The organism is Polaromonas sp. (assembly GCF_029945685.1).
In the GTDB taxonomy this organism is placed as follows: Bacteria; Pseudomonadota; Gammaproteobacteria; order Burkholderiales; family Burkholderiaceae_C; genus Polaromonas.
Genome location: NZ_JAQSDA010000027.1, coordinates 362718 through 388956, shown reverse-complemented (window position 1 = coordinate 388956; position 26239 = coordinate 362718). Strand labels below are relative to the sequence as shown.

The following is a 26239-nucleotide window of genomic DNA, read 5'->3' as shown; positions in this document are numbered from 1 at the left end:
CGGCTTTGCTCGGTGGGAAAGGTTCAAGGGGTTGAGGCCCGGTGGTCTGTCCTGAACCTTGGGGCCATGTTGCAGGCGTGCGGCTGAACCTGAGCTGAACAGGATGCGCGTTCGGTGGCGTTTGAGCCAAATCTTTGCGTCATCGACCTACAACTCGCAAACTCCTGATTGTCCTAGCCCTGGAGTGCCCGCAGCACATGTTCGGCCGTCGCCGGTGCTTCCAAATTCACCGCACCCGGCCTTGCCGCCGCGACGGCCTCCTTCAGCGCTTCCAGCACGCTGATCGCCAGCATGAAGGGCGGCTCACCGACGGCCTTGCTGCCGAAGACGTTGTCCTCCCGGTTCGGCTCGGGCCAGAAGTCCACCTTGAAGTGTTCGGGGATGTCGCCGGTCGCCGGGATCTTGTAGGTGCTGGGCGCGTGCGTGCTCAGGTGGCCCTTGTTGTTCCACACCAGCTGCTCTGTCGTCAGCCAGCCCATGCCCTGCACAAAGCCGCCCTCGATCTGGCCGATGTCGATGGCCGGATTGATGCTGGTGCCCACGTCGTGCAGGATGTCGACCTTGAGCACGCGGCTTTCGCCGGTCAGGGTGTCGATGGCGACCTCGCTGCAGGCCGCACCGTAGGCAAAGTAATAAAACGGCCGGCCGGTCAGCGTGGTTTTGTCGTAGTGGATTTTGGGTGTGCGGTAAAAACCGTCGCTCCACAGCTGGATGCGGTTGGCGTAGGCCAGGCGCACCACTTCCGGGAAGGGACGGCTGCCTTTGGGCGAGCTGATCTTGCCGCCGGCAAAAGACACGGCGCCGGCGCCGCAGCCGTCCAGCCCGGCCACAAACTGCGCCAGGTTGTCGCGTACGTTGCGCGCGGCGTACTGGGCGGCGCGCGCGTTCAGGTCGGTGCCGGCCGAGGCGGCGGTGGCCGAGGCGTTCGGTATCTTGCTGGTGTCGCTGGCGGTGGCCAGCACGTCGTCAAAGGCCACGCCGAGTTCGTCGGCAACAATTTGCGCCACCTTGGTGTTCAGACCCTGGCCCATCTCGGTGCCGCCGTGATTCACCTGCACGCTGCCGTCGGTGTACACATGCACCAGCGCGCCGGCCTGGTTGAACAGGGTGGCGGTGAACGAGATGCCGAACTTCACCGGCGTGATCGCGATGCCGCGCTTGATCACCGGGCTCTTCGCGTTCCATGCCGAAATGGCCTTGCGCCGGCTCCGGTATTGCGCAGACAGCTCCAGTTTTGATAGCATTGGGTCGAGGATGTTGTCTTCGACCTTCATCTGGTAGTGGGTGACATTGCGCCCGTCGACGCCGTACAGGTTGCGCTTGCGCACATCCAGCGGGTCCAGGCCCAGGTGCCGGGCGATGTCGCCGAGGATGGTTTCGATCAGCACCACGCCCTGCGGACCGCCGAAGCCGCGAAACGCGGTGTGGCTCTGGGTGTTGGTCTTGCATCGGTAGGACGCAATCTCCACGTCTTCCAGAAAGTAGGCGTTGTCGGTGTGAAAAATCGCGCGGTCCGCGACCGGGCCGCTCAGGTCGGCGCTGAAGCCGCAGTTGGCGGCCATCAAAAGTTTCAGGCCGTGCAGGCGCCCGCTGTCATCGAACCCCACCGTGTAGTCGTAGGCAAACGGGTGGCGCTTGCCGGTGACCATGAAGTCGTCGTCGCGGTCCAGCCGCAGCTTGATGGGGCATTTTAATTTGTTCGCAGCCACCGCGGCCCACACCGCCAGGTGGCCGGCCTGCGTTTCCTTGCCGCCGAAGCCGCCGCCCATGCGCCGGCATTCGACACGCACCGCATGGTTGTGGATGCCCAGCGCGTGCGACACCCAGTGCTGCACCTCCCCCGGGTGCTGGGTGCTGGAATACACCAGCCACTGGTTCTGCTCCTGCGGCACGACGTAGGCGATCTGCCCTTCGAGGTAGAAGTGTTCCTGGCCGCCCACCTCGAGCTGGCCGCTCAAGGTGTGCGGGGCCGAGGCCAGCGCCTGCGCCGCGTCGCCGCGCTGGACGAACACCGGTGGCAACACGTAGTTTTCGGCTTTCAGCGCATCGCGTACGTCCAGGATGGCCGGCAGTTCCTCGATGGCCAGGGTGACCTTGCGTGCAGCGCGGCGCGCCTGCATGACCGATCCGGCGACCACCAGTCCGATCACCTGGCCGATGTGCTCGACGGTATCGGTGGCAAACACCGGCTCGTCATGCACAAAAGTAGCCAGCAGCGGGTCGCCGGGCACGTCGCTAGCCAGCACGATACCGCGCACGCCGGGCATGGCCAGCGCGGCGGCGGCATCCACGCCCAGCAGCCGGCCGTGGGCGATGGTCGAGAGAATGGGCGCCGCGTACAGGGTGCCGCGCGCTTCCAGGATGTCGTCCACATAGGTGGCGGCACCGGCCACCTGCGCGCGGGCGCTTTCGTGTTTGTGCGACTTGCCGGCAGCGCCGCGCGCGGGCTTGTTCGATGCGGCGGGGGCGGCCACGGGCGGCACAGGGGCAACCGGCGTGGCCGGGTTGTCGGCGCGGCTGACCGGGCCTTCGTTGTGGTTCTTTTCCCGGGCGTTCATGCGGATTCCTCCACCAGGACAAAAGACTCCAGATTGATCTGCTGCAAACCCTGGCTCTCCAGCCAGAAGCGCTGCAGCAGGTTGCCCAGCACCTCGCTGCGGTAGGCGCCCGAGGCGCGCATGTCGGAGATCGGCGAAAACTCGGCGCGCAGTGTGGTGATGGCGCGCCGCACGGTTGCCTGTGACCAGGGCTGGCCGGCGAGCGCGGCTTCGGTGCGCGCCGCGCGCACGGGCGTGGCCGCCACGCCGCCCGCGCCGATAGAGGCTTTCAGCACCTTGCCGTCCTCGATCTGCAGGTTCAGGGCTAGGCAGACGGCCGAGATATCGTCGTCGTAGCGCTTGGAAATCTTGTAGACGCGCAACAACTCCTGCCCCTCACCCCGGCCCTCTCCCCGGTGGGGCGAGGGGGTCGGAGCGTTTGGTGTTTTTCCCTCTCCCTCTGGGAGAGGGTTAGGGTGAGGGCTGCCAGGCTTGGGCACCTTGACCCAGGCCAGCACCTCGTCTTTGGCCATCACATTCTTGCGGTAGCCGGTGTAGAGCTGCTCCAGCGGCAGCTCGCGGTGGCCGCGCACACTCATCAGCACGACATTCGCGCCCAGCGCAATCAGCAGCGGCATCGAGTCGCCAATCGGCGAACCGTTGGCCACGTTGCCGCCCAGGGTGCCGGCGTTGCGTACGGGCAGGCCGGCAAAACGATGGGCAAAGGCCTGCAGCTGCGGCCGATCGGTCACCAGCGCGGCGAAGGCGTCGCTGAGCGTGACGGCCGCGCCTATCGCGATGTGGTGCGCGTAGTGCTCGACGCGCCGCAGTTCTGTCACCCGCGTGACGTCCAGCACCTGGCCGAACTGCATGTGCATCTTGGTCACCCAGAGGCCGACGTCGGTGCAACCGGCCACGAGTTGGGCCTCGGGGTAGGCGGCGCGGGCGGCCAGCAGTCCAGCAAGCGTCTGCGGCGCGTTATAAGCCGAATCGGCCCCCAGCCCTTGCCGGGTCTGAGCAAGCAGCTCCAGTTTTGATAGCAAGGTGACGTCCACCGGCACGGCCGGGAGCGTCGCCATCTGCTGCGCAGCGTCCAGAATAGGCCGGTAGCCGGTACAGCGGCACAGGTTGCCCGACAGCTCCTGCTGCGCCAGCTCGCGCGTGATGGTCTGGCCTTTGCTGACATGGTTCTGGTACATGCCAAACAGGCTCATGACAAAACCGGGGGTGCAGAAGCCGCACTGGCTGCCATGACACTGCACCATGGCCTCCTGCGCCGGATGCAGCGTGCCGTCGTCGGCGGCCAGGTCCTCAACGGTCCACAGCGCCTGTCCATCGATCGAATGCGCCAGCTTGATGCAGCTGTTGACCGCCCGGTAACGGATGCGTCCGCCTTCGGCCTCGCCGACCACCACCGTGCAGGCGCCGCAGTCGCCTTCGCCGCAGCCTTCCTTGGTGCCGGTGCAGCCCAGGTCCTCGCGCAGCACCTCCAGCAGCGTGCGGCTGGGTGGTACATTGGCGAGCGCGACCACTTCGCCCCCCCGGATGAACTGAATGGTTTTAAGAGGCGATTGAATGTCCATAATTACTAGGGTAAACCCAATCGCGCGACGCGGGTATACCCATCGCCGTATCAAGCCGATGCACAAAAAGGTATGAAAGACCAGGCCTTATTCGACAAGATAGACCTCCATCTCATAAGGGTCTTGAATACCGTGCTGACCGAACGCAGTGTTTCACGCGCCGCCATCCGCCTGGGAATGTACCAGCCCGCCGTCAGCGCCGCGCTCAAGCGCCTGCGCGAGCTGGCGGGGGACCCGCTGCTGGTGCGTTCGGGCGCGGGCATGGTGCCCACCGACGCCGGCCTGCGCATGATCGACCCGTCGGCGCGCATTCTCCGGGCGGCCGAGGTGCTGTTCAGCGATGCACGCGGCTTCGACCCGGCCACCGCCACCAGCACCTTCAGCCTGGCCTGCAGCGACTACATGGACCCGCTGTTTTTGCCGCAGCTCGTGGCGCAGATCAAGAACACGGCGCCGCTGTGCCATGTGGACATTCATCCGCTGTCGGGCGCGTCGGACTACCGCACGCGGCTGGCGCAGGGCGAGGTCGACATCGTGGTCGGCAACTGGCCCGCGCCGCCGGATGACCTGCACATGGCGCGCCTGTTCGGTGACGAGGTGGTGTGCCTGGTGGCCCAAGACCACCCGGCGGCCCGCCGCGGCTGGGACAGCGCCAGCTGGCTGGCCGCCGAACATGTGGCGCCCACGCCCACGCACCCGGGCGCCAAGGGGGTGATCGACGAACACCTGGACAAGCTGGGCCTGCAGCGCAACATCACGGTGCGCTGCCCGCACTTCGGCCTGATCCCGGCCATGGTGGCGTCCAGCCTGCTGGTGCTGACCACCGGCCGCCAGTACTGCGAGCGTTACACGGCCACCTTGCCGCTGAAAATCCTGCCGTGCCCGGTAGACTTCCCCCGCATGATGTATTACCAGCTCTGGCATGAGCGCACCCATGCGTCGGCGTCGGCCAAATGGCTGCGTGACCGGGTCAAGACGGTGGCATCGGCGCTACGAAAAGAATAGCTGTTTGCGCATGATGCACAAGGGCTAGAGCCTTAAAACATATATAAAAACCACGAGACAATGTCCGCTTCCACTGTTCCTTCCGACCCGACTGCCGGCCCGCCCTCCGCTGGCGCGCCGCGCCTGCGGCTGACCGGCATCACCAAGGCCTACCCGGCGGTGGTCGCCAACAGCGATGTCTCGCTGACGGTGTTGCCGGGCGAAATCCACGCCGTGCTCGGCGAAAACGGCGCCGGCAAATCGACGCTGATGAAAATCATCTACGGCGCGGTCAAGCCCGACGCCGGCCAGGTCGAGGTCGACGGCCGTCCGGTGGTGATCCGCAACCCGCAGGAGGCACGCGCGCTGGGCATCGCCATGGTGTTCCAGCATTTCAGCCTGTTCGACACGCTGACGGTGGCGGAAAACGTCTGGCTCGGTCTGGGTAAAAGTCTGAGCCTGGCCGAGGTATCGCGCCGCATCATCGCCACCACGCAGGAGTACGGCCTGCAGCTCGAACCCACGCGCCCGGTGCACACCCTGGGTGTGGGCGAGCGCCAGCGCGTGGAGATTGTGCGTTCGCTGCTGACCAACCCCAAACTCCTGATACTTGACGAGCCGACCTCGGTGCTGACGCCGCAGGCGGTCGAAAACCTGTTTGTCACCCTGCGCCAGCTGGCCGCACGCGGCTGCAGCATTTTGTACATCAGCCACAAGCTGCACGAGATCCGGGCGCTGTGCACGGCGTGCACGGTGCTGCGCGGTGGCAAGGTCACCGGCGTCTGTGATCCGCGCGAGGAGTCCAATGCCTCGCTGAGCCGCCTGATGATTGGCGCCGAGCCGCCGGCACTGGAACACCGTGAGCAGCCCGCCGGCGCCGTGGTGCTGCAGGTGCGCGACCTGAGCCTGGCGCGGGAAGACCAGTTCGGCGTGGACCTGCAACACATTGCGCTGACGGTGCGCGCCGGCGAGGTGGTGGGCATTGCCGGCGTCTCGGGCAACGGCCAGAAGGAGCTGCTGTATGCGTTGTCGGGTGAAGACAGGCGTGCGGCAGGCGACAGCATCCAGGTCGCGGGGCAGGGCGTGGGCCGGCTCGGTCCCATGCAGCGCCGTGCGCTGGGCCTGCATTTCCTGCCGGAAGAGCGCCTGGGGCGCGGTGCCGTGCCGACGCTGAGCCTGGCGCACAACCTGCTGCTCACGCGCAGTGATGCGGTGGGCCGGGGCGGCTGGCTCAAGCTCGGTGCCCTGCAGGCGCAGGCGGCCGGCATCATCGCCCGTTACCAGGTCAAGGCCGGCGGCCCGCAGGCGGCGGCGCAGTCGCTGTCGGGCGGCAACCTGCAGAAATTCCTGGTCGGCCGCGAGATCGAGGCCCAACCCACGCTGCTGATTGTTTCGCAACCCACATGGGGTGTGGACGTGGGCGCCTCGGCGCAAATCCGCGGTGAACTGCTCAAGCTGCGCGACAACGGCTGTGCGGTGCTGGTGGTCAGTGAGGAACTCGAGGAGCTGTTCGATATCTGTGACCGCCTCTACGTGATGGCCAAGGGCCAGATCTCGCCGGCCCTGCCGCGTGCCGGTGCGACGGTGGAACTGGTCGGGCAGTGGATGAGCGGACTGTGGACGGACCATGCCGGGGAGGTTGCCCATGCTCAAGCTTGAAGCCCGGCCGCAGCCCTCGCGATGGTGGAGCATCGGCTCGCCGCTGCTGGCGCTGCTGATCACGGTGGTGATCGGCGTGTTGCTGTTTGCGGCACTGGGCAAGGACCCGGTGCGCGGCCTGCAGATCTTTTTCTGGGAACCGGTCAAGTCGCCTTATGCGCTGAGCGAACTGATGGTCAAGGCGACCCCGCTGCTGATCATTGCGCTGGGTCTGGCCGTGTGTTTCCGCTCCAATGTCTGGAACATCGGCGCCGAGGGCCAGTTTGTCATCGGCGCGGTGGCGGCGGGCGGCGTAGCCCTGCTGGCCGACAAAACCACCGGTCCGTGGATCGTTCCGGCCATCATCGCGGCCGGTGTGCTGGGTGGCATGGCCTGGGCCGGCATCACGGCACTGCTGCGCGACCGCTTCAACGCCAATGAAATCCTGGTCAGCCTGATGCTGGTTTATGTGGCCGACATGGTGCTCAGCTACCTGGTGTTCGGCCCCTGGAAGGATCCGCAGGGCTACAACTTTCCGCAGACCAAGACCTTTGAGGCGGTGACGCAGATTCCGCGCCTGATGAGCGGCTCGCGCGTCAGCATCGGCCTGCTGATCGGCCTGGCCGGCGCGCTGGCCTTGTGGCTTTTCCTGTTTCGCACCCGCGCCGGTTTTGCCCAGCAGGTGGGCGGCCTGGCGCCCGCCGCGGCGCGGTACGCCGGCTTTTCCTCGCGCAAGGCCTTGTGGGTGGCGCTCTTGACCTCCGGCGGGGCGGCCGGGCTGGCCGGTGCGCTGGAGGTGGCCGGGCCGATTGGCCAGCTCACGCCTTATGTGCCGGCCGGCTACGGCTTTGCCGCGATCATCGTGGCCTTTGTCGGGCGCCTGCACCCGGCCGGCATGGTGTTTTCGGCGATCCTGATGAGCATGTTCTATATTGGCGGCGAACTGGCCCAGTCGCGCCTGGGGCTGCCCAAGTCGCTGACCGGGGTGTTCCAGGGCCTGCTGCTGTTCAGTCTGCTGGCCTGCGACACCCTGATTGCTTACCGTGTACGCTGGACAGGCCGCATCTCCGCATCCATGAAAGGAGCGCGCTGATGGACTCCACCGCATTGCTGGTGGCAGCCACCCTGAGCGCCGGCACCGTGCTGGCGATTGCTTCTCTGGGCCTCTTGATCAATGAAAAAGCCGGCATCGTCAACCTGGGCGCCGAGGGCATGATGCTCTGCGCCGCGATTGCCGGTTTTGCCGCCGTGGTGCACAGCGGCAACATCTGGCTCGGTTTTGCCGCCGGCATGGCCGCCGGCGCCCTGTTGGCCGCCGTCTTCGGTGTGCTGGTGATCTGGCTGAACACCAACCAGTACGCCACCGGGCTGGCGCTGAGCCTGTTTGGTGCAGGCTTTTCGGCCTTTGCCGGCATCAAGTACGTGCAGGAAAAACTCCCCGAGCAGGGCCAGTACGCCTTGCCCTGGCTCGGTGACCTGCCTTTTGTCGGGCCGGCGCTGTTTCGCCAGCACCCCATGGTCTACCTGGCCATGGTGCTGACGGTCGGGCTGATCTGGTTTTTGTACCGCACCCGCGCCGGTCTGGTGCTGCGTTCGGTCGGTGAAAGCCCGGAATCGGCGCACGCGCTCGGTTACCCGGTGCGGCGCATCCGCCTGGCAGCGGTGGTGGCCGGTGGCGCGCTGTGCGGCCTGGCCGGTGCCTATGTCTCGGTGGTCTACACGCCGCTGTGGGTCGAAGGCATGATTGCCGGCAAAGGATGGATTGCGCTGGCCCTGACCACCTTTGCCACCTGGCGCCCGGCACGGGTGTTGCTTGGTGCTTATCTGTTCGGTGGCGTGACCATGCTGCAGTTTCATCTGCAAGGGCTGGGCGTGGATGTGCCGCCCCAGTTCCTGACCATGCTGCCCTACCTGGCGACCATCGTGGTGCTGGTGCTGATCTCGCGCAACCCGCGCTGGATCAGGCTGAACATGCCGACATCGATCGGAAAGCCTTTCTACCCCGGTTCATGATGTTCCCGGCCCATAATCGGGGGTTTGCCGCCTCGCCAACCGTTAACCGCAACCGCAACCGTCCTTACAGGAGATGACATGACTGACCTACAAAAACGCTCATTGCTCAAGCTGGCTGCCCTTTCCGCAGTCGCCTCAGCCGCCCTCATCGGTTGCGGCAAAAAGGAAGAGCCCGCACCTGCACCGGCCCCTGCGCCTGTGGCAACGCCGGCTCCGGCCAAGGTGGAGCCTTTGAAAATCGCCTTTGCCTACGTCGGCCCGGTTGGCGACGGTGGCTGGACCTTTGCGCACGACAACGGCCGCAAGGCGATCGAGAAGGAATTTGGCGACAAGGTGGTCACCAGCTTCGTCGAGAAGGTCCCCGAGTCGGCCGATGCCGAGCGCGTCATCCGGGACATGGCCAGCCAGGGCAACAAGCTGGTCTTCGGCACCACCTTCGGTTACATGGAGCCCATGCTCAAGGTCGCGGCCGACTTCAAGGACGTGAAGTTCGAACACGCTACCGGTTACAAGACCGCCGACAACCTGCGCACCTATGACAGCCGCACCTACGAAGGTGCCTACATGGCCGGCGTGATCGCCGGCAAGATGAGCAAGACCGGCACGCTGGGCGTGGTCGGCTCGGTGCCGATTCCTGAGGTCGTGCGCAACATCAACAGCTTCACGCTGGGCGCGCAGTCGGTCAACCCCAAGGTCAAGACCAAGGTGGTCTGGGTCAACGAGTGGTTCAACCCGCCGAAGGAAACCGAAGCTGCCACTGCGCTGATCAACGGCGGCGCCGATGTGCTGTTCCAGAACACCGACTCGTCGGCCGTGCTGCAGACCGCAGAAAAGATGAACAAGCGCGCCTTTGGCTGGGATTCGGACATGACCGCCTACGGCCCCAAGGCTCACCTCGGTTCGGCCGTGATCAACTGGGGCCCTTACTACGTCAAGGCCGTCCGGGAAGCGCTTGAAGGCAAGTGGGCGACCGGCCAGGCCTGGTGGGGCGTCAAGGAAGGCGCCATCGACATGGTGTCGATTGCCGCCGATGTGCCCGATGACACCAAGAAGCGCATCGACGAGATCAAGGCCGGTCTCAAGGACGGCAGCTTCTCCATCTGGAAAGGCCCGATCATGGACAACACCGGCAAGGAACTGGTGGCCAAGGACACGGTGGCCGACGACAAGTTCCTCGGTGGCCTGAAGACCTACGTCAAGGGCGTGGAAGGCAAAGTCCCGGGCAACTGATGCCTTGCTCCCTCTCCCTCTCCCCAGGGAGAGGGCAGGGGTGAGGGTCCCAGCTGCCTTTGGGCAGCTTTTTTCGTTTCTGGAGCAGACATGAATTCCGTTCGACCCGTATCCCCCGACAGATTGCCTGAGCTGCTGCGTGTCATGCCCAAGGCCGAGCTGCACATCCATATTGAAGGCTCGCTCGAACCCGAGCTGATTTTTGCGCTGGCAAAGCGCAACGGCATGGCGCTGCCTTATGCAAACGTGGAGACCTTGCGCGAGGCTTATGCCTTCACCAACCTGCAGAGTTTCCTGGACATCTATTACGCCGGCGCCAGCGTGCTGATCACCGAGCAGGATTTCTATGACATGACGCGGGCTTACCTGGAGCGGGCCGCGCAGGACAACGTGATTCACACCGAAATTTTTTTCGACCCGCAAACCCACACCGCGCGCGGTGTCAGCATGGAGACGGTCATCAAGGGCCTGCACCGCGCCTGTGTCGATGCGCAGGCCGAGCTCGGCATCAGTGCCGCGCTGATTCTGTGTTTTCTGCGCCATCTCAGCGAGGAGGACGCTTTCGGGACGCTGGAGCAGGCCCTGCCCTGGCGTGATCTGATCGTCGGCGTGGGGCTGGATTCCGGCGAGGTCGGCAACCCGCCCGAGAAGTTTGCGCGTGTGTTCGCACGCTGCCGCGAACTCGGCCTGCACCTGGTGGCGCATGCGGGCGAGGAGGGCCCGCCGGCCTACATCTGGACCGCCCTCGACCTGCTCAAGGTCGAGCGCATCGACCACGGCGTGCAGTCGGCCAAGGACCCCGCGCTGATGCAGCGCCTGGCCAAAGACCGCATCGCGCTGACGGTGTGCCCCCTGTCCAACCTCAAGCTGTGCGTGTTTCCGGACCTGGCACAGCACAACCTGCCCCGGTTGCTGGATGCCGGACTGGCCGCGACCGTCAACTCCGACGACCCGGCCTATTTTGGCGGCTACATGAACGACAACTTCACGCAGACCTTTGCGGCCACCGGCATGGATGCGCAGCACGCCTGGACGCTGGCGCGCAACAGTTTTGATGCCAGCTTTGCCGACGCTGCGGCCAGACGCGGCCACATCGAGCGGCTCACTGCCTGTTTCGAGACTTTTCGCTAGAGGGAAAAGAGGGTGAGAGGGGGAGAGGGCCGCCGCCGGGTGCCTGGTCCGTCTCCGGACGGCTTACAGCAGCGAGAGTTCCGGCCCCTTGGATTCCGGGGGAAGGCCCAGCACGGTCCGGACGACAAGCATCAGGGCATCGGCTTCGAAGGGCTTGGTGACATAGCCATCGGCACCGCCGGCCAGGCCCTTGAGCACGGCTTCGCGTGTGGCCTTGCCGGTCAGCATGATGACCGGCACGTCTTTCAGCGCGGGATGCTGGCGCAGCCTGAGCAGGATGTCAAAGCCGTCGGCGTCGGGCAGCATCACGTCCAGAAGAATCAGGTCCGGCGCGGGCTGCTTGCGGAACTCGGCCACCACTTCCGCACGGTTGCTCGCCAGCCGCACGTGGAAACCTTCGAAAGACAGGTAGCTCTGGATGAATTTGGCGAGCATGGGCTCATCGTCCACCACGATGGCGGACAAGGCTTCGCCGGGTTGTCGCGTGCGAGCCGGTCCGCGGGGTCGCGCGATCCTGACGTAATAGCCGGCTTTCTTGAGGGATGCGGCCCCGGAGTCGGCTTCTGATTCGGCCTGGGTCACCGCGAAGTCAGTCATCCGGGCGGTGAACTGCTCGGTAAAGGGGTCGACCTCTGCCAGCGTGACCAGTCCCTTGTCCCGCAACGCCATGAACGCTGCAGTGAACATGCCTGGGGCATCCGTCGTCATGCCCGCCCTGAGCTGGCTGAGGGTCTGCGATCCGTCGACCCTGATCAGCAGTTCCATTTCAGCCGGGTTCAGGGCGGTGGCACCACCGCGCAGTTCCTCCTGGCCCCGGGGGGTGAGCGTGTAAATGTCGTTGTCGTGCATGGTTGCTGGCTTCCTTTGGAAAAGTGGCCTCCGCGGTCCTTTCTGCGAGAGCCTTGTTTTTCAGGCGATTATCCTCGGTTGGTCACGGGTCGGGCTGATACGGTGTGCTAATGTGGTGACCGGACAACCTGCCGCATTGCGGCGGGATTCATCCTACTGCCAGAGCTGCGCCCATGAAACGCCTGATCACCGTCCTGTCCCTGATGTGCCTGAGCGCCGGCGCTGCCGCGCAATGGACCCCGGTCATGATTGATCCGGTGGTCGTCACCTACATCGACCGCACCACCCTGCGCGGCAAGGGCCGCATGGTGAGGATGTGGTGGCTGATGGATTACCAGCTGGTGCAGATCACCGACGAAAAGGGCTATTTCTCGCGCCTGCACCACAGCGAATTCGACTGCAAGGGCCAGCGCATGCGCCTGCTCTCGGTGGCCCTGCTGTCCGAGCCCATGGGCCATGGCCAGACCGTTTTCGAGGACGTGTTGCCGCGTCAATGGGAAGCCGTGCAGGAGGGCTCCTTCCAGGACGCGTTGTGGGACATTGCCTGCGTGGCTTATTAGCCCCCACGCTCGGCACTTCGTGTCCTCGCTGCCCCCCGAGGGGGCGCTGCGCCTGCGGCCCGGCAAAGCCGGTTCCGCGGCCCCTGCTTGAATAAGACCTCCGTGGATGCTTCGGTCCTCTGCGGGGCCTGAGCGCCTGAGCGGCTAAAATAGCGTTTCACCCGCGTGCTGTCCCGGCGCGCTGGTGTTTTTGTTTTCCGGGGCCATGTAGAGGACCACCATGTATAAAAACCTCGCTGCCGCGCTCGCGGCCGCCTGTTTTATTTCACCCGTTTTTTCCCAATCCGCGGCCCCCGCCCGGGAGCCTTTGAAGATCGGCTTTGTGTATGTCGCGCCCATCACCGATGCCGGCTGGGTGCGCCAGCATGACGACGCCCGCAAGGCGGTCGAGGCGGCGCTGGGTGACCGGGTCAAAACCACCTATGTTGAAAACGTGCCCGAAGGTGCCGATGCCGAACGCGTGATCCGCGACCTGGCCAGTCAGGGCCACCGGCTCATCTTCACGCCCAGTTTCGGCTACATGGAGCCGACGCTGAAGGTGGCGAAGGACTTTCCGGATGTGAAATTCGAATCCATCACCGGTTACAAGACGGCAGCGAACGTGGCGGTGGCCAATGCGCGGTATTACGAAGGCCGCTACCTCGCCGGCATCGCGGCGGGCCGGATGGCCAGCAGCGCCGGTTACGTCGCGGGTTTTCCGATTCCTGAAGTGATCCAGGGCATCAACGCCTTCACGCTGGGCATGCGTTCAGTCAATCCGCGGGCCAGCGTCAAGGTGGTCTGGCTGGGTGCGTGGTTTGATCCGCCGCGCGAACGCGAGGCGGCGATGACGCTGTTCAACCAGGGCGTGGAAGTGATGGCCTTTCACACCGGCTCCACGGCGGTGATGAGCGCCGCGCAGGAGCGCGGGAAACTCGCCATTGCCTACCACTCGGACATGCGCAAGGTCGCGCCCGACGCCCAGCTGCTGGCCGTGACACATCAGTGGGGCGACTACTACACCCGGCGCGCCCGGGCCGTGCTTGACGGCAGCTGGAAAAGCGGCGCGCTGTGGGGCGGGGTCAAGGACGGCATGATCCGCGTCGACAGCTTCGGCCCGAAAGTGCCGAAAAAGGTGGTTGACGAGGTGCTGGCGCGGCAAAAGGACATTGCCGCCGGCAAGCTGCATCCGTTCCGGGCGCGCACTGCGCTGCTGGACAACGAGGGCCGCGAAGTGCTGGCGGCCGGCCAGACGCTGACGGACGAGCAGATTCTGGGCATGAACTTTCTGGTGCAGGGCGTCCAGGGCAAGCTGGCCAGATAAACCTTATGCGGGTCGGCATATCGCCGGGGCCGGCGGCTGCGTTAAGCTTTGAGGAATGAAAGCCTGGCGCGCCTCCCTTCTTTATTTTCCCGAGCCGGCGCAGGCTGTGCTGGAAACCGACGGCCTGCTGGTGGTCGGACCGGACGCTGGCGGCCGGCAGGTCGTTCAGGCGGTGGGCAGCTACAGTGCGCTGGCGCCGCGTTTTCCCGGTCTTGAGGTCACCCACCTGCCCGGCCGCATCATCGCGCCGGGTTTTGTGGACATGCATATCCACTACCCGCAGCTCGACGTGATCGGCTCGCCCGCCGAAGGCCTGCTGCCGTGGCTGGAAAATTACACTTTTCCGCATGAAAAACGCTTCACCGACCCCGCCTACAGTGCCGAAGCAGCTACTTTTTTCATAGCGGAGCTGCTGCGCCACGGCGTCACCACGGCGCTGGCCTTTGCCACCTCGCATCCCGAGTCGGTGGATGCCCTGCTCGGCGAGGCGCAGCGCCGCAGCCTGCGATTGATTGCCGGCAAGGTATTGATGGACCAGAACGCGCCCGATGGCGTGCGCGATGCCACCGAACAAAGCCTGATCGACACCGAGGCGCTGATCACGCGCTGGCATGGCGTGGACCGGCTCGGTTACGCGATCACGCCGCGTTTCGTGCCCAGTTGCAGCGAAGCGCAGCTGCGCGGCGCCGGCGAGCTGGCCGCGCGTTATGCCGACGTGTGGATCCAGTCGCATGTGGCGGAGAACAGGGACGAGGTCGCCTGGGTGCGCGAGCTCTATCCGCAGGCGCGCAGCTACCTCAGCGTGTATGAACAGTTCGGCCTGCTGCGTCCACGTGCCGTGTATGCCCACTGCATCCACATCGACGACGAAGACCGCGCGCTGATGCGCGGCACCGGCACGGCCGCGGCCGTCAGCCCGACCAGCAACCTGTTCCTGGGCAGTGGTTTTTTTGACTACGCCGCCGCCGACCGGACGGGTTTCCTGTACGGACTGGCCAGCGACGTCGGTGGTGGCACCAGCTTCAGCCCCTTTCACACCATGCTGGCCGCCTATTACGTGGGTCGGGAAGGGCAGACCAAGACGGGCGTGTCGCTCAAACCGCAGCAACTTTGGTGGCAGCACACCGCAGGCGCAGCGCGGGCGCTGGGTCTGGAAGGAGTGGTGGGCAACCTGTTGCCCGGCTGCGAGGCAGATTTCGTGGTCCTCAACCCGCAGGCGACGCCGCTGTTGGCACGCAAGACAGCGCAGGCCGGCAGCCTGGACGAGTTGCTGTTTGCGCTGATCGTGCTGGGCGACGACCGCGTGATAGAGCGCACCGTGATTTCGCAGGCTGCCAGCACCACCTGGCCGGATCATGAAGAATTTTCAGCTAAATAGGCCGCTAACCCTTTCCTCACGGGCGCAAGCAGCTATCAAATAAGTAGCAGATCCGGTGGCAGCCAGACCCTGCCGCAGCTTGCCTACAATTGGCGGCAAAGCGAGGAACCTTCCGAATGAGCATCAAAAGCGACAAATGGATACGCCGCATGGCGGAAACGACCGGGATGATCGAACCCTTCGAGCCGGGCCAGATCCGCGAAAGCGAAGGCAGGAAGATCATCAGCTACGGCACCAGCAGCTACGGCTACGACATCCGCTGTGCGCCCGAGTTCAAGGTGTTCACCAACATCCACAGCACGGTGGTTGATCCGAAAAACTTCGATGAAAAGAGTTTTGTCGACTTCCATGGCGACAGCTGCATCATCCCGCCCAACAGCTTTGCGCTGGCCCGCACGCTGGAGTACTTTCGCATCCCGCGCAACGTGCTGACCATCTGCCTGGGCAAAAGCACCTACGCGCGCTGCGGCATTATCGTCAACGTCACGCCGTTCGAGCCCGAATGGGAAGGTTATGTGACGCTGGAGTTCTCCAACACCACGCCGCTGCCCGCGAGGATTTACGCCGGTGAAGGCTGCGCGCAGGTGTTGTTCTTCGAGAGCGATCCCGACGACGTCTGCGAAGTCAGCTACAAGGACCGCGGCGGCAAGTACCAGGGCCAGGTCGGGGTGACCCTGCCCAAGGCCTAGCTTTAAACCTGTTCGATGTGGATGCAGGTGGTGATGGGAAAACTTCTCACGTTTGACCGGAGGGCGGACGTGGAAGGCCTGCCAAACGGGGGTGTCGAGACGCTTGCTTCAATGAAAAAAAGCTGGCGCTGCCAGCTTTTTTTGTGGGATGGCGGTTGAGGTTGAGGCCTGGTGTGCTGCCGTCTATTTAACCAGCAGTACCGGAATTTCCGAGTCTGTCACCACCCGCTGGGCCACGCTGCCCATGACGGCCCGGCCGAGGATGCCGTGACCGTGGGTCCCCATGACAATCATGTGGGCCTTTTCGCGCTTGGAGGCGCGCGCCACTTCTGTCGCTGGTGATCCTGCGACCCAGATGGTGCGGTATTGCAGCTTGTGCCGCTTGAGGAAACGCCCGATCGGGTCCAGCACTTTCTTGGCCTCGTCCTCATAGTAGGCGTTGACGGTGCTTGCACCCACCATGCCCTTGACCCGCGGAGGAACAGGCGGCTGCACGTTGAGCACCACCACTTCATCCTCGGGGCCGGCCAGGCTTTCGTGCGTGACGAGAAAGGCCAGGGCCTTCTTGGTGTATTTGCTGCCATCAGCGGCGAACAGGACCTTCATTGTTTCTCCTTGTGCTGGGTAAGTACCGGTGTTGAGAAATCAGTTTAGCGCAACACCAGAACCGGCACGCTGCTGTGTGTCAGCACATGCTGGGTTTCGCTGCCCAGCAGGACGCGCTTGATCCCCTTGCGGCCATGCGAGGCCATGACGACAAGGTCGCATTTGTGTTTTTTCACGGCCGAGATGATGGACTCGGCCACCAGGTCGGAGCGCGCAATGACGGCCTTGGCCTTGAGGCCTTCGCCCTGCGCCTGCAACTGAACGGCATCCACCACAGCCTGGCCCTTGTCGGCCCATTGTTTCTCGGTGCGCGCCACGTCCTGCGACGAAATCGTGATCCCGCCTTCAAAATAGCTGACCGGATAACGCGGCACCACATACAGCGCGACCAGGTCCGCGCCAACGGCGCTGGCCAGGTCAATGGCGCTGCGCACGGCTTTTTTCGAGAGGGCGGAACCATCGGTGGCGACGAGGATGCGTTTGTACATGGTGGTTTCTCCTGGGAGTTGATGCGAGGCTTGCAGCTTAGGCTGGCGATTGTCCGGCGCGCTTGATCCATGTCAATCGGGTGCTACCGGCTGGCGGTAGGCTTGCTCCATGCTCACTGCCACCCTCGATACCGGCGCCGCGCAACAGGCTTTGCGCTGGTCCGCTCTGGACGAGCGCGCCGAATGGGAGGGCTTCAGTCGGCCGCTGTCTGGGCGCGCGGACCTGTGGGAGTCCTACCTCGCGATCGAGGGCATGCATTGCGCAGCCTGCTCGCTCACGGTGGAGGAGGTGCTGCAAAAGCTTCCCGGCGTGGACAACGTACAGGTCAATGGCGCCAGCGCCGTGGCCCGCGTGGTCTGGTCGCCAGGGCAGGGCCGGCCTTCTGCCTGGCTGGCCGCGCTGCAGCGAGCCGGTTACGGTGCGCTGCCCGCCGGCGACATGCTGGCTGCCGCGCCGCGCATCCAGGCCCAGCGAATGATGCTCTGGCGCTGGCTGGTGGCGGGCTTTTGCATGATGCAGGTCATGATGTACGCCTTCCCGGCCTACATCGCCGGGCCGGGCGACATCTCGGCCGAGGCCCAGGGGCTGCTGCGCTGGGCCTCCTGGGTGTTGACCCTGCCGGTCGTGCTTTTTTCGTGCTGGCCATTTTTCTCTTCGGCCTTGCGCGATCTGCGCAACCGGCGTGTCGGCATGGACGTGCCGGTGGCGCTGGGCATCCTCATTGCGTTCGGTGCCAGCTCTGCGGCCACCTTTGACCCGGCTTCGCGCTGGGGCGCCGAGGTCTGGTACGACTCTGTCACCATGTTTGTGTTCTTCCTGCTCTCCGGGCGCCTGCTGGAGCAGCGCCTGCGTGATCGCACCGCCGGTTCGCTCGAGGCGTTGATGCGCAGCCTGCCCGATGGCGTGGAGCGGCAGGGGGCGGACGGCGCCTTCGAGCGGGTGGCCGTGCGCCGTCTTGTACGCGGGGACCTGATCCGCCTGCTGCCCGGTGACGTGATTCCGGCAGACGGTACGGTGACGGCCGGCGAAAGCCGGGTCGATGAAGCGCTGCTCACCGGCGAGTCCACCCCGCTGCACCGCCGTGCCGGTAGCGCGGTCATTGCAGGCAGCCACAACCTGAGCGGCATGCTGTTGGTGCGGGTGGAGCGCGCGGGCAGTGAAACCCGTTACGCCGCCATGGTGGCGCTGATGGAGCAGGCCTCGGTACAGAAGCCGCGTCTGGCGCGAATCGCCGACCGTATCGCAGGGCCCTTTGTCCTGCTGGTCCTGCTGGCGAGTGTCGCCGCGGCGCTCTGGTGGTGGACCAGCGACCCGGTGCATGCGATCAGCGTGGCCGTGGCGGTGCTGATTGTGACCTGTCCCTGCGCGCTCTCGCTGGCCACGCCGGCCGCGACACTGGCCGCCGCTGGCGCCCTCGCGCGGCGGGGTGTTCTGGTGCGCCGGTTGGAGGCGCTGGAGAGCTGTGCCATGGTGGATACCGTGGTGTTCGACAAAACCGGCACGCTGACCGAAGACCGCATGGCGGCGAGCGTCAGCCGCACGCGCGAGGGGACCACTGCGCCGCAGGCCCTGTTGCTGGCGGCTGCGCTGGCGCAGCATTCCCTGCATCCTCTGTCGCGTGCCATTGTTCACGCGGCCGGCTTTGCGCCGGGGTCTGCTGTGGATGTCACCGAAGTTCCCGGCCAGGGTTTGCAGGGCCATGTCGCCGCCGGTACCGATGGAAAATTTCGCGCCATGCGTCTCGGAGCGGCCGCGTTTTGCGGAGCGCCGGCCGATGTTCAGGCCGCGGGCGGCCCGCAGGTGCACCTGTCGGATGAGCAGGGCTGGCTCGCCAGTTTTGAGATGGATGAGGCCTTTCGGCCAGATGCCGGACCGGCGGTGGACGCGCTGCATGCTCTGGGCCTGCAGGTGCAACTGCTTTCCGGCGACCGGATGGCCGCCGTCACGCGGCTGGCTGAGCGCGCCGGCATCGACAGGGCGTACGGACAGCGCACGCCGGAAGGCAAGCTGGCGCACGTGCGCGAGTTGCAGCAGCAGGGCCAGCGCGTTGCCATGGTCGGCGACGGCATGAACGACGGGCCGGTGCTGGCCTGTGCCGATGTATCGGTCGCGATGGGCCAGGCCGTGCCGCTGGCGCAGGCCAAATCCGACTTCATTGTGCTGGGCGGTCAGCTGGCTGCAGTGTCTGCGCTGCTGAAGCATGCGCGCCGTGCCCGTGCCGTCGTGCGCCAGAACCTGGCGTGGGCAGCCCTTTACAACGCCGTGTGTGTGCCTCTGGCGATTCTCGGCTTCATGCCGCCCTGGCTGGCCGGACTGGGCATGGCCGCCAGTTCGCTGCTGGTTGTACTCAATTCAGCCCGGCTGGCCCACATGCCGCAATAACAGGACGATGCCATGGACATTCTTTTTATTTTGATTCCCCTGTCGGTCGGCCTGGCGCTACTGATTATTGTGGCGCTGGCCTGGGCCGTCTGGCGCGGCCAGTTTGATTCCGTGGAAGCCGAAGGTGAGCGCATTCTTCGATCGGATTGACTTGCATCAAGCGAATCCGTGATGCCGGAAGAGACACTACTCACATCTCGACAATAGGTGACTCATGAACGAACCACAAGCTCGCGCTGCGCACTACCACGACACGGTAGTTCGGCAGTTTTCCCTGATGGCCGTGGTCTGGGGTGTCGTCGGCATGCTGGTCGGCGTGATCATCGCCTCCCAGCTTGCCTGGCCCGAACTCAACTTCGGTATCCCCTGGCTCAGTTATGGCCGCCTCAGGCCGCTGCATACCAATGCGGTGATTTTTGCGTTCGGGGGTTGCGGATTGTTCGCCACCAGCTATTACGTGGTGCAGCGTACCTGTAGCGTGCCGCTTTTTGCGCCCAAACTGGCCGCGTTCACTTTCTGGGGCTGGCAGCTTGTCATCGTGGCGGCAGCGATCAGCCTGCCGTTGGGTTACACCTCAGGCAAGGAGTACGCTGAACTGGAGTGGCCCATCGACATCCTGATCACGCTGGTGTGGGTGTCCTACGCCATCGTCTTCTTCGGCACCATCGGCATCCGCAAGGTGCGCCATATCTACGTGGCCAACTGGTTTTTTGGTGCATTCATTCTGGCCATCGCCTTGCTGCATGTGGTCAACAGTGCCGAGGTGCCTTATAGCTGGATGAAATCCTATTCCGCCTACGCCGGGGTGCAGGATGCGATGATCCAGTGGTGGTACGGTCACAACGCGGTGGGCTTCTTCCTGACCACCGGCTTCCTGGGCATGATGTACTACTTCATTCCAAAGCAGGCCGAGCGCCCTGTGTACAGCTACCGGCTGTCCATCGTCCACTTCTGGGCGCTGATCTTCACTTACATGTGGGCCGGTCCGCACCACCTGCACTACACGGCCTTGCCGGACTGGACCCAGTCGGTCGGCATGGTGTTCTCGCTGATCCTGCTGGCGCCCAGTTGGGGCGGCATGATCAACGGCATCATGACCCTGTCGGGGGCCTGGCACAAGCTGCGCGACGACCCGATCCTGCGCTTCATGATCGTGTCGCTGTCCTTCTACGGCATGAGCACCTTCGAAGGGCCCATGATGTCCATCAAGACCGTCAATGCCCTGAGCCATTACACCGACTGGACAATCGGCCACGTGCACTCCGGCGCTCTTGGCTGGGTCGGATTGATCACGATGGGCTCCTTGTATTACCTGATCCCGCGCATGTTCGGCCAGAAGAAGATGTATTCGGTCAAGGCGATCGAGGTGCATTTCTGGACCGCCACCATTGGCATCGTGTTCTATATCGCCGCGATGTGGATCGCCGGGGTGATGCAGGGCCTGATGTGGCGCGCCCTCAATGCCGACGGCACGCTGACCTACACCTTCGTCGAATCTGTCAAGGCGACCTATCCCTTCTACGTTGTTCGGGTGTTCGGCGGCCTGCTGTACCTGTTCGGCATGCTGGTGATGGCCTGGAATACCTGGATGACCGTGGCCAATGGCCGTTCCGTCACCGTGGCCGTGCCGGCGCCGCAAGCCGCCTGAGGAAACACACATGAGCGACAACAAAAACATATCCCCCGGCTTCTCGCACGAGAAGGTCGAAACCAACAACTTCCTGATGATCGTGCTGATCCTGCTGGTTGTCGCCGTCGGCGGCCTGGTCGAGATCGTGCCGCTGTTCTTCCAGAAGTCCACCACCGAGCCTGTCACGGGTATCAAGCCCTACACCACGCTGCAACTGGCCGGGCGCGACATCTATATCCGTGAAGGCTGCTACAACTGCCACTCGCAGATGATCCGGCCGTTCCGCGCCGAGACGCTGCGCTATGGCCACTACTCGGTGGCTGGCGAATTCGTCTACGACCATCCCTTCCAGTGGGGCAGCAAGCGTACCGGGCCTGACTTGCATCGCGTGGGCGGCAAGTACAGCGACGAATGGCACCGCATCCACCTGAACAATCCGCGCGATCTGGTTCCCGAATCCAACATGCCCGCCTATCCCTGGCTGGAGAAGAACTTGGTTGATGCCGCCGACATGGCGCCGCGCATGCGGGCACTGCGCATGGTGGGTGTGCCCTACACCGATGCCGAGATCGCCAAATCCGCCGAGGACGTCAAGGGCAAAACCGAAATGGACGCTCTGGTCGCCTATCTGCAGAACATGGGCCTGGCCCTGACCAACAATTTCGCCGGCAAGACCGTTGGGGGCAGCGCCGCCACAGGGGCACCCGGCGTATCGGCTCCGTCAACGGCGCCTGCAGCACCTGCTGCCAACTGACCAGGAGCCAGCCAATGGACATCACCACCCTGCGTATTCTGGCCACGCTGGCCAGCTTCGCCACCTTTCTGGGCATTGCATGGTGGGCCTACGCCCGCCACAACCGTGACCGCTTCGATGAAGCTGCACGCATCCCCTTCGAGCAGGATTGATCATGAGCGATTTCACCGGTAATTTCTGGTCGGTCTATGTGACCGTCTTCACCCTCGTCGGTATCCTTGCCTGCCTGCTGCTGCTTTGGATCACGGCCCGCAAGAAGGTCACCCCCAGCGCCGATAACACCACGGGCCATGTCTGGGACGAGGACCTGCGGGAAATGAACAATCCCATGCCGCGATGGTGGATGTGGCTGTTTGTGCTGACCATCATTTTTGGTCTTGGCTATCTGGCGGCTTATCCCGGCCTGGGCAGCTACAAGGGCGCGCTGGGCTGGACTACCCACGGCGAATATACCGATGAGGTGGAAAAAGCCAACAAGGAGCTGGAGCCGCTGTATGCGCAGTTCACCGCGAAACCGGCCGAGGTACTGGCCGGCGACCCTGCGGCCATGGCTGTCGGCGAGCGCCTGTTCATGAACAACTGCGCCCAGTGCCACGGCTCGGACGCGCGCGGCAGCAAGGGTTTCCCCAATCTGACTGATGGTGACTGGCTGCACGGCGGTGCGCCTGCCAAGCTTGTCGAGACCCTCACTCTGGGCCGGCAGGGCAACATGCCGCCCATGGCGGCGGCCGTGGGGACCCCCGATGACGTGAAGAATGTGGCTCACTATGTGCTCAGCCTGTCCGGCAGTCCGCACGACTCGCTGCGCTCCCAGCTCGGCAAGGCCAAGTTCACGGCTTGTGCCGCCTGTCACGGGATGGACGGCAAAGGCAACCAGGCCCTGGGTGCCCCCAACCTTACGGACGACATCTGGTTGCACGGCTGGGGCGAACAGGCCATCGTCAGCATGGTCAATAACGGCAAGGTCAACGTCATGCCGGCCCAGGCAGGCAAGCTGACCGAAGCGCAGATCCATGTGTTGTCGGCTTACGTCTGGGGCCTGTCCAACAAACCAGCGACGCTCGCAACCGCGCGCCCCTGATAAGCGAAAGAGTTCACGCCGTGCAGGAAACCCCGGTCCGCAAGGTCATCCCCATCGTTCCCGAGGAAGAGGTGTCGCTGTACGAGGCGCAGAAGAAGCTGTATCCGCGTTCGGTGACCGGGTTGTTCGCCCGCTGGCGCTGGTTTTTCGTGTTCCTGACCCAGCTGGTGTTCTACGGCCTGCCCTGGCTGGAATGGGGTCAGCGGCAGGCCGTGTTGTTCGACCTGGGGGCACGCCGCTTCTACCTGTTCGGCGTCGTTTTGTATCCGCAGGACTTCATCTATCTGACAGGTCTGTTGGTCATCAGTGCGCTGTCATTGTTCCTTTTTACGGCGGTGGCGGGCCGGCTGTGGTGTGGGTTCACCTGCCCGCAGACCGTCTATACCGAGATATTCCTCTGGATCGAGCGCAAGGTTGAGGGTGATCGTAGCGCGCGCATGCGACTGGACGCGGAGCCGGCTTCGGCGCGCAAGCTGCTGAAAAAGGGGAGCAAACACTTTTTATGGATCGCCCTGTCGCTGTGGACCGGCTTCACCTTTGTGGGCTACTTCACCCCGATCCAGACTTTATGGGCCCAGGCCTTCACGCTGTCGTTCGGCCCCTGGGAGTGGTTCTGGGTGAACTTCTACGCCATCGCCACCTACGGAAACGCCGGTTTTCTTCGCGAGCAGGTGTGCAAATACATGTGTCCTTATGCCCGCTTCCAGAGCGCCATGTTTGACCGCGACACCTTGATCGTGAGCTATGACACCGCGCGTGGCGAACCCCGCGGCGCTCGCTCGCGCAAGGCCGACCTGTCGACGCTCGCGTTGGGGTCCTGTGTGGATTGCACCCTGTGCGTGCAGGTTTGCCCGACGGGCATCGACATCCGCGAGGGACTGCAGTACGAATGCATCGGTTGCGCCGCCTGTGTTGACGTGTGTGACACCGTGATGGACAAGATGAGTTACCCGCGGGGCCTGATCCGCTTCAGCACCCAGAACGCCATGGCTGGTCAGTGGAGCAAGGCCCAGCTGTGGAGCAGGGTGCGGCGCCCGCGTGTGCTGGTCTACAGCGTGATTCTTGTGGCGCTCTGCGTCGGTCTCATGTGGAGCCTGCTTGAACGCACGCCGCTGAAGGTGGACGTGGTGAGGGACCGCGCAGCGTTGTCGCGCATCGTGGCCGGCGGCAAGCTGGAAAATGTGTATCGGCTGCAGATCATGAACGCCACCGAGCAGCCGCAGCGTTACCGCATCACGGCGTCCGGTCTGGAAGGTCTGGTCCTGGCGTCGGAGTCCGAAGTCGATATCGGACCTGCCGAATCGCGCTGGGTGCCGGTACGGCTGCAGATCGGCTACGGCTCGGCCAATCCCGGATCCCACCCGATCGAATTCAATGTCGGTGACCTTGCAGGCGAGAGCCGTGTGAGCGAAAAGTCGATTTTCCTTGTCCCGCGATGATGGAGAGCAGCATGAAGGAAAACAACATGAGTATGGCCCAGGCACCCCAGATGGCGCCCGCACCCTGGTGGAAATTCGGCTATGTCTGGATGGTGATTGCCGGTCCCGCCATCGTGGTGGTGGCCGGTTTTGCAACGCTCTGGCTTGCCCTGGCCAACCCGGAAACTCTGGTGGCCGAAGACTATTACCGGCAAGGCATCGAAATCAACAAGACGCTCGCCGCAGAGAAGGATAAATCCCTCATGCCAGCGGTGCAGGGCCGTAACCATGCAGCCACGCCGCCTGGTGCCACGCCGGCGCCGGCCGGACAGCGCTGAACCACCAACAGACGGAGACAGCCATGTGGAACCAGAAACTGATGTGGATCGCGTGGCCCGCGTTCCTGGGTGCTTGCGCGCTTGAGCTGCTCGTTTTCGCGGTGGTGGATCCAGGCGATCTGCACTGGTCCGGCCAGCCGCTTGGTCTTTCTCGGCAGGGCGTGTACACCGCGGCTTTTTTTGTATTCTGGATGGTGTGCATGGTGTCGTGTGCATTGGCCACGCTGCTGGGAATGTCGTCAGCCGAGGTCAACCGCTGCCCTGTCCCCACAGGCGATCGTCCGGACAGTTGCCGCCCGCGGTAACGCGGATACGGGGTGCACTGGCGCATTTCAGCACCGCACGGTCATGACCACCCTGTTCGAGGACCGCGTTGACGCCGGTCGTGTATTGGCCTCCCACCTGCAGGCGTATGCGGGACGCGACGATGTCGTTGTACTGGCACTGGCACGTGGCGGCGTGCCAGTTGCGTGGGAAGTAGCCCGGGCGCTGATTGCCGAACTCGACTTGCTGGTTGTGCGAAAGCTGGGGCTTCCGGGCCGTCCCGATCTGGCCCTGGGTGCCATTGCCAGCGGCGGCGCAAGGTACATCGATCCCAAGGTGCTGGTTGCCAGCGGGCTGAGCCCGCAGCAGCTCGAAGAGATCGTCGAGACCCAGAGCCGCGAGCTGGCGCGCATCGATGCGCTGTATCGCGGGACAAGGAAAGCCGTACGCATTGAAGGTTGCACGGTCATTGTGGTGGACGATGGTGTAGCCACCGGAGCCTCGATGTGCGCCGCACTGATGGCTTTGCGGGAGGCCAAGCCAGCGTGGATTGTGGTGGCTGTGCCGGTCGCGCCCCCCGGTGCGCAGGAATGGATCGGAACCGCGGCGGATGAGTTTGTCTGCGCCGTGAGTCCGCCGGATTTCCGCGGTGTTGGAAGCTGTTACCGCGACTTCGCACCGGTAGGCGACGAGAAGGTGCGCACGCTACTGGCCGCGTCCTGAGGACGCGCTCCCAAGTCAGCCTGCCAGGTCAGCCCGGGTATCCTTGCCCCGCTTCAGTGAGCGGCTGGCTGGCTTTCCGACTCCGATCGGATCACCAGCACCGGCACCGGGGCAAGCCGGATGACCTGCTCGGCACCGCTGCCCAGCAACATGCGCCCGACGCCGCGTCGGCCATGGGTACCGACAACCACCAGCTCTGCTTTCCATTGCCTGGCTGCCTCGGCCACCGTCTCGGCGAGACGTTCTCCCAGAGTGTCGAAAAGTACCGTGTCCGCCTCCACGCCGGCGGCGGCTGCAATGGCCTTGGCGTCATTGAGGATCTGCATCCCGGAGTCGCGCATGATCCGGGTCATGTCTCCCGAATAGCCGCCAAACTGTTCATAACCGCTCAGGTAGCTCAACTCCTCCAGCACATGAACAAGACGGACCCGGCCACCAGCATCCCTGGCGAGTTGCAGGGCCGCTGTCAGGGCCTTGTTGGAGGTTTCGCTGCCATCGACGGGGACAAGTATGCGCTGGTACATGATCTATTCCTTCAAAGGCTGCCTTGGCTGGATTCAGTGTGAAGGGGTGGCGGAGGAAAGCCATTGATGTGGATCAACGGCATTTGATCGGGGAACTGGACAGGGGAGAGGGGAGAGGGGAGAGGGGCAGCCTGG

At 64.2% G+C, this 26239-nt stretch carries 26 protein-coding genes; 20 read left to right on the top strand and 6 right to left on the bottom strand.

Annotated elements, in window-relative coordinates; all coding sequences use genetic code 11:
- Positions 1 to 173 precede the first annotated feature (173 nt).
- Both xdhB and PSV26_RS20285 read right to left on the bottom strand, forming a co-directional pair.
- Complete coding sequence (gene xdhB, locus PSV26_RS20290; protein ID WP_300573524.1) at positions 174 to 2558, bottom strand: xanthine dehydrogenase molybdopterin binding subunit; 2385 nt, start codon at positions 2556 to 2558, stop codon at positions 174 to 176.
- Positions 2555 to 4120 (bottom strand): FAD binding domain-containing protein, encoded by a 1566-nt coding sequence (locus PSV26_RS20285; protein WP_300573521.1) that lies wholly within the window; start codon positions 4118 to 4120, stop codon positions 2555 to 2557. The genes xdhB and PSV26_RS20285 overlap by 4 nt, the downstream gene beginning before the upstream one ends.
- Before the next feature lie 72 nt (positions 4121 to 4192).
- Between PSV26_RS20285 and PSV26_RS20280 the strand changes: the two genes are divergently transcribed.
- From PSV26_RS20280 to PSV26_RS20255, 6 genes are all read left to right on the top strand, one after another.
- Positions 4193 to 5125: a LysR family transcriptional regulator gene (locus PSV26_RS20280; RefSeq protein WP_300573519.1), complete on the top strand. Its 933-nt coding sequence runs from the start codon at positions 4193 to 4195 to the stop codon at positions 5123 to 5125.
- Positions 5126 to 5185: 60 nt separating this feature from the next.
- Positions 5186 to 6763 (top strand): ABC transporter ATP-binding protein, encoded by a 1578-nt coding sequence (locus PSV26_RS20275; protein WP_300573517.1) that lies wholly within the window; start codon positions 5186 to 5188, stop codon positions 6761 to 6763.
- Positions 6750 to 7835 (top strand): ABC transporter permease, encoded by a 1086-nt coding sequence (locus PSV26_RS20270; RefSeq protein ID WP_300513391.1) that lies wholly within the window; start codon positions 6750 to 6752, stop codon positions 7833 to 7835. The genes PSV26_RS20275 and PSV26_RS20270 overlap by 14 nt, the downstream gene beginning before the upstream one ends.
- Complete coding sequence (locus PSV26_RS20265; RefSeq protein ID WP_300513389.1) at positions 7835 to 8755, top strand: ABC transporter permease; 921 nt, start codon at positions 7835 to 7837, stop codon at positions 8753 to 8755. Before PSV26_RS20270 ends, PSV26_RS20265 begins: the two co-directional genes overlap by 1 nt.
- Positions 8756 to 8833: 78 nt before the next feature.
- Positions 8834 to 9985, top strand: a complete 1152-nt coding sequence (locus PSV26_RS20260) for a BMP family ABC transporter substrate-binding protein (RefSeq protein ID WP_300513387.1) — start codon at positions 8834 to 8836, stop codon at positions 9983 to 9985.
- Between the two features lie 90 nt (positions 9986 to 10075).
- Positions 10076 to 11116, top strand: coding sequence for an adenosine deaminase (locus PSV26_RS20255; protein WP_300573514.1), 1041 nt, complete (start codon positions 10076 to 10078; stop codon positions 11114 to 11116).
- Positions 11117 to 11179: 63 nt separating this feature from the next.
- Here PSV26_RS20255 and PSV26_RS20250 read toward each other — a convergent pair whose 3' ends face one another.
- On the bottom strand, positions 11180 to 11965 hold the full coding sequence (locus PSV26_RS20250; protein ID WP_300573511.1) for a response regulator: 786 nt from the start codon (positions 11963 to 11965) through the stop codon (positions 11180 to 11182).
- 173 nt (positions 11966 to 12138) lie between these two features.
- Here PSV26_RS20250 and PSV26_RS20245 point away from each other — a divergent pair, with 173 nt between their 5' ends.
- The 4 genes from PSV26_RS20245 (at position 12139) to dcd (ending at position 15895) form a co-directional block, all read left to right on the top strand.
- Positions 12139 to 12525: a surface-adhesin E family protein gene (locus PSV26_RS20245; RefSeq protein WP_300573509.1), complete on the top strand. Its 387-nt coding sequence runs from the start codon at positions 12139 to 12141 to the stop codon at positions 12523 to 12525.
- A 220-nt stretch (positions 12526 to 12745) separates the two neighbouring features.
- A complete protein-coding gene (locus tag PSV26_RS20240) occupies positions 12746 to 13828 on the top strand; it encodes a BMP family ABC transporter substrate-binding protein (RefSeq protein WP_300573506.1) in 1083 nt (360 codons plus the stop codon).
- Between the two features lie 55 nt (positions 13829 to 13883).
- Positions 13884 to 15206, top strand: a complete 1323-nt coding sequence (guaD, locus tag PSV26_RS20235; protein ID WP_300573503.1) for a guanine deaminase — start codon at positions 13884 to 13886, stop codon at positions 15204 to 15206.
- Positions 15207 to 15322: 116 nt separating this feature from the next.
- Positions 15323 to 15895: a dCTP deaminase gene (gene dcd, locus PSV26_RS20230; RefSeq protein WP_096663150.1), complete on the top strand. Its 573-nt coding sequence runs from the start codon at positions 15323 to 15325 to the stop codon at positions 15893 to 15895.
- Between the two features lie 183 nt (positions 15896 to 16078).
- Here the strand turns inward: dcd and PSV26_RS20225 are convergent, their stop codons facing one another.
- The gene (locus PSV26_RS20225) at positions 16079 to 16501 is read right to left on the bottom strand and encodes a universal stress protein (protein ID WP_300513373.1); all 423 of its coding nucleotides are present in this window, start codon (positions 16499 to 16501) and stop codon (positions 16079 to 16081) included.
- A 44-nt stretch (positions 16502 to 16545) separates the two neighbouring features.
- Entirely contained in the window at positions 16546 to 16989 is a 444-nt protein-coding gene (locus PSV26_RS20220; protein WP_300513371.1) for a universal stress protein, read from the bottom strand.
- Between the two features lie 109 nt (positions 16990 to 17098).
- Here PSV26_RS20220 and PSV26_RS20215 point away from each other — a divergent pair, with 109 nt between their 5' ends.
- The 10 genes from PSV26_RS20215 to PSV26_RS20170 all read left to right on the top strand — a co-directional run bounded on the left by PSV26_RS20215 (position 17099) and on the right by PSV26_RS20170 (position 25580).
- Complete coding sequence (locus PSV26_RS20215; protein WP_300573499.1) at positions 17099 to 19372, top strand: cation-translocating P-type ATPase; 2274 nt, start codon at positions 17099 to 17101, stop codon at positions 19370 to 19372.
- A 12-nt stretch (positions 19373 to 19384) separates the two neighbouring features.
- Entirely contained in the window at positions 19385 to 19522 is a 138-nt protein-coding gene (gene ccoS, locus PSV26_RS20210; RefSeq protein WP_300513367.1) for a cbb3-type cytochrome oxidase assembly protein CcoS, read from the top strand.
- Positions 19523 to 19586: 64 nt separating this feature from the next.
- Complete coding sequence (gene ccoN / locus PSV26_RS20205) at positions 19587 to 21020, top strand: cytochrome-c oxidase, cbb3-type subunit I (protein WP_300513365.1); 1434 nt, start codon at positions 19587 to 19589, stop codon at positions 21018 to 21020.
- 10 nt (positions 21021 to 21030) lie between these two features.
- Complete coding sequence (gene ccoO, locus PSV26_RS20200; protein ID WP_300573497.1) at positions 21031 to 21756, top strand: cytochrome-c oxidase, cbb3-type subunit II; 726 nt, start codon at positions 21031 to 21033, stop codon at positions 21754 to 21756.
- A gap of 14 nt (positions 21757 to 21770) precedes the next feature.
- On the top strand, positions 21771 to 21908 hold the full coding sequence (locus PSV26_RS20195; RefSeq protein WP_096663174.1) for a CcoQ/FixQ family Cbb3-type cytochrome c oxidase assembly chaperone: 138 nt from the start codon (positions 21771 to 21773) through the stop codon (positions 21906 to 21908).
- A 2-nt stretch (positions 21909 to 21910) separates the two neighbouring features.
- On the top strand, positions 21911 to 22837 hold the full coding sequence (ccoP, locus tag PSV26_RS20190; protein WP_300573494.1) for a cytochrome-c oxidase, cbb3-type subunit III: 927 nt from the start codon (positions 21911 to 21913) through the stop codon (positions 22835 to 22837).
- A gap of 20 nt (positions 22838 to 22857) precedes the next feature.
- Complete coding sequence (gene ccoG / locus PSV26_RS20185) at positions 22858 to 24276, top strand: cytochrome c oxidase accessory protein CcoG (RefSeq protein ID WP_300573492.1); 1419 nt, start codon at positions 22858 to 22860, stop codon at positions 24274 to 24276.
- An 11-nt stretch (positions 24277 to 24287) separates the two neighbouring features.
- Entirely contained in the window at positions 24288 to 24593 is a 306-nt protein-coding gene (locus PSV26_RS20180; protein ID WP_300573489.1) for a FixH family protein, read from the top strand.
- 23 nt (positions 24594 to 24616) lie between these two features.
- Entirely contained in the window at positions 24617 to 24898 is a 282-nt protein-coding gene (locus tag PSV26_RS20175) for a hypothetical protein (protein WP_300573486.1), read from the top strand.
- 43 nt (positions 24899 to 24941) lie between these two features.
- Positions 24942 to 25580 carry a phosphoribosyltransferase gene (locus PSV26_RS20170; RefSeq protein ID WP_300573483.1) on the top strand — a complete coding sequence of 213 codons (639 nt, stop codon included), beginning with the start codon at positions 24942 to 24944 and terminating at the stop codon, positions 25578 to 25580.
- Positions 25581 to 25633: 53 nt separating this feature from the next.
- On the opposite strand, the gene PSV26_RS20165 is transcribed toward PSV26_RS20170, so the two are convergent.
- On the bottom strand, positions 25634 to 26104 hold the full coding sequence (locus tag PSV26_RS20165; RefSeq protein ID WP_300573481.1) for a universal stress protein: 471 nt from the start codon (positions 26102 to 26104) through the stop codon (positions 25634 to 25636).
- Positions 26105 to 26239 lie beyond the last annotated feature (135 nt).